At 38.2% G+C, this 2,618-nt stretch carries 3 protein-coding genes and 1 pseudogene; all 4 read left to right on the forward strand.

Features of this window, described 5'->3' with window-relative positions; genetic code table 11:
• Positions 1–343, forward strand: a pseudogene (locus VJ937_RS03865) (6-bladed beta-propeller); the annotation flags it as partial.
• Between the two features lie 209 nt (positions 344–552).
• Positions 553–765 (forward strand): hypothetical protein, encoded by a 213-nt coding sequence (locus tag VJ937_RS03870; RefSeq protein ID WP_324065579.1) that lies wholly within the window; start codon positions 553–555, stop codon positions 763–765.
• Positions 766–985: 220 nt separating this feature from the next.
• On the forward strand, positions 986–1,309 hold the full coding sequence (locus VJ937_RS03875) for a transposase (RefSeq protein ID WP_324065580.1): 324 nt from the start codon (positions 986–988) through the stop codon (positions 1,307–1,309).
• Positions 1,310–1,326: 17 nt separating this feature from the next.
• Positions 1,327–2,403 carry a DDE-type integrase/transposase/recombinase gene (locus VJ937_RS03880; RefSeq protein ID WP_324065581.1) on the forward strand — a complete coding sequence of 359 codons (1,077 nt, stop codon included), beginning with the start codon at positions 1,327–1,329 and terminating at the stop codon, positions 2,401–2,403.
• Positions 2,404–2,618: the final 215 nt, after the last annotated feature.

The following is a 2,618-nucleotide window of genomic DNA, read 5'->3' on the forward strand; positions in this document are numbered from 1 at the left end:
CATCAGAAAACTCAACGGCGAACTTATTTGTAACATTAAAGGACCGGGCTGGAGCAAAACCCTTCAACCTGTAAAGAAATTTTATTCTCATGTAGCTATTATGGAAAATTACATCATTGCAGCTTATTTAGGGGAAGATGGCTTGGCTCTGGATGAGACAAAACGTACAGTGAGTGTATCACCGTCAAAATTGCTTGTTTTTGACCTGGAAGGGAATCACTTAAAAACCATCGAAACACAACACCCCATCAGCAACTTTACAGTAGACGAGTACAACCAACGTATAATTGCTTATTTTACCGACAGATCTGAACCATTGGGATATTTTGAGCTAGAATTTTAAAAAGTTAATGCATTCATTTTGTGCTCATACCCTCTAATTTAGCTAACCCTCCCGCGTGAAAACCGCAGGAATCGCACAACGAACGGTTTTGTGTTTTACAACATGTCAAGTATAGACAAGGGGGGGGTTACCTTTTGCGCATTTTGGGAACAAATAGGTGGTTACCGGTAACAACCAAAATTCTATTTATTAACCTTAAAATTACTATTATGAAAAAGAGAAAGTTATTTGTCGCTACCTTATTGGTCGCTGTACTAGCTATTGCATCATTTAACAATTTATTTGCTCAACATGCTGCCATTAACCCAGAGTGTCCCAATGGTTGTGTAGATGGTGAGAAAGGATGTTATTGTTATGACTGGTATCAAGGACTTGGTGAAAAAAACTGGGGAGATCAGGATGAATTACAAAAAGCAAATTAATTAAAGTCAGTAAACCCGCAGGAAATTCTGCGGGTTTACTAGAATTATCTTCCATAAAACAAATACAGGTGATGCGTTAACTTTTATTCAATTTTACACACATCCTATTTTACTGGATTTCAAAACATCAATTGTTTTTTTATTACACTTGAATAGAAATATCACCCGTGAATTAGCCCCCGAATAAGTCTGACGTAATTATCAATAAAAATTAGTAATTATGCAATCAGACATGAAAAAACGAAAATTCACCAAAGAAGAGAAGCTTCAAATAATAAAAGAAGCTAGCGAACAGGGAGTTAACCTAACTCTTGAGAAGTACGGGGTTTATCCAGCTACCTACTACAGTTGGAAAAAGAAATTTGAAACCATGGGCGAGGCAGGCTTTCGACATGGAATGACCCCAGCTCAGTTAAAAGAAATTAAGCGTTTAGAAAAAGAAAACGAAATGCTTAAAAAGATTTTAGCCGAGAAAGAGCTCGAAGGACGTCTTAAAGATGAAATGCTAAAAAAGAAGTATGCCTGGGCGAGAAAAAAGAAATAGTTTGTAAATATATTGGATTGGGACTTCCAAGAGATATTGCGCTAAAAAGCACGAGAGTCACCAAGCATCAATATTATTATCAACCTAAAGGCAAACGGTCAGGCAGAAAACCAACCAGCACAACTAAAAAGCTGGATGGTGGCCAAACGATTGTTAAGAGTAATACGGATGTAATCCAGAAAATAAAAGATATACAGTCAGACCCGGATACCGATTATGGTTACAGGAAAATGGCAACAGCACTGATGTTGTTGGGATATTTAATTAACCACAAAAAAGCTTATCGCCTAATGAAAGAGGCTCAGTTACTGAAAACAAAGCATAAACGACAGCCCAAAACATATGCCAGGTATCGAATTGTCACGCCCCAAGGCCCCTTGGAAGTAATTGAAATGGATATTAAATACATTTGGATTACCCAAGCACGCAGGTATGCTTTCATTTTGACGATTATAGATACATTTACACGTGCAGTTTTACATTGGCGTGTAGGTTTCTCTATGAAATCCAGCGATGTCAAAAAGGCATGGGAGCGAGTTATTGTTGCCCATTTGCAACCAGCTGATATGTTAGCAAAAGGTGTGCATGTAGAAATCCGGAACGATAATGGTCCTCAATTTGGCTCAAAGATTATCCAGTCATTTTTCAAAGAAAATTATCTGAATCAGGTTTTTACTCATCCATATACCCCACAAGAAAATGGTCACGTAGAAAGTTTTCACAACATTTTATCAAAATCTCTTGGAACCAATAGCTTTTGGGATATTGAGCAATTAGAGCATCGACTCACAATATTTTATGAGAAATACAATAATGTCCGCTTACACGGCTCTATTGCAAATCTACCACCTCGCTTGTTCTGGGAAATGTGGGATAAAGGGTTGATAATCCGAAAAGAATATAAAAACCGAAAAGTCCGTTTTTACTCAAGAATTCCCTACCACCAATTATCGGGGAATGAGAGCCTGAGTGAAGTCCCTTGCTTAAATCAGGCGGCTCTCGATGAGCCGTCAGATTTACATAAAAAGGTGAAGGGGCCCGTTACACCAAAACAACCATCGGTAAAAAGGTCACCTTCGGTCGTCCCTTGCTGATGCAATATTATGAAGAAATATGATTATTTTTAAAATCTGAAAATAATTTGTCCGATTTATAGGGGGCTAAACCACACCTCGGTTTCCTTGAGGATCGCCACCACGACAGGCCGACCTGCTATTTGCTGCCGGAAGCCAATAACCACCACCACGAAATACTTTTATTTTGCCAGTTTCCGGGCCTTTTGGATTTATTTTATCATCAATATTGTACT

Origin of the sequence: Salinivirga sp., assembly GCF_035268865.1 — a bacterium.
GTDB lineage: Bacteria > Bacteroidota > Bacteroidia > Bacteroidales > Salinivirgaceae > Salinivirga.

Coding starts and splice junctions, on each gene's coding strand:
- VJ937_RS03875 (WP_324065580.1), top strand. CDS start 986: ATGCAATCAGACATGAAAAAACGAAAATTCACCAAAGAAGAGAAGCTT.
- VJ937_RS03870 (WP_324065579.1), top strand. CDS start 553: ATGAAAAAGAGAAAGTTATTTGTCGCTACCTTATTGGTCGCTGTACTA.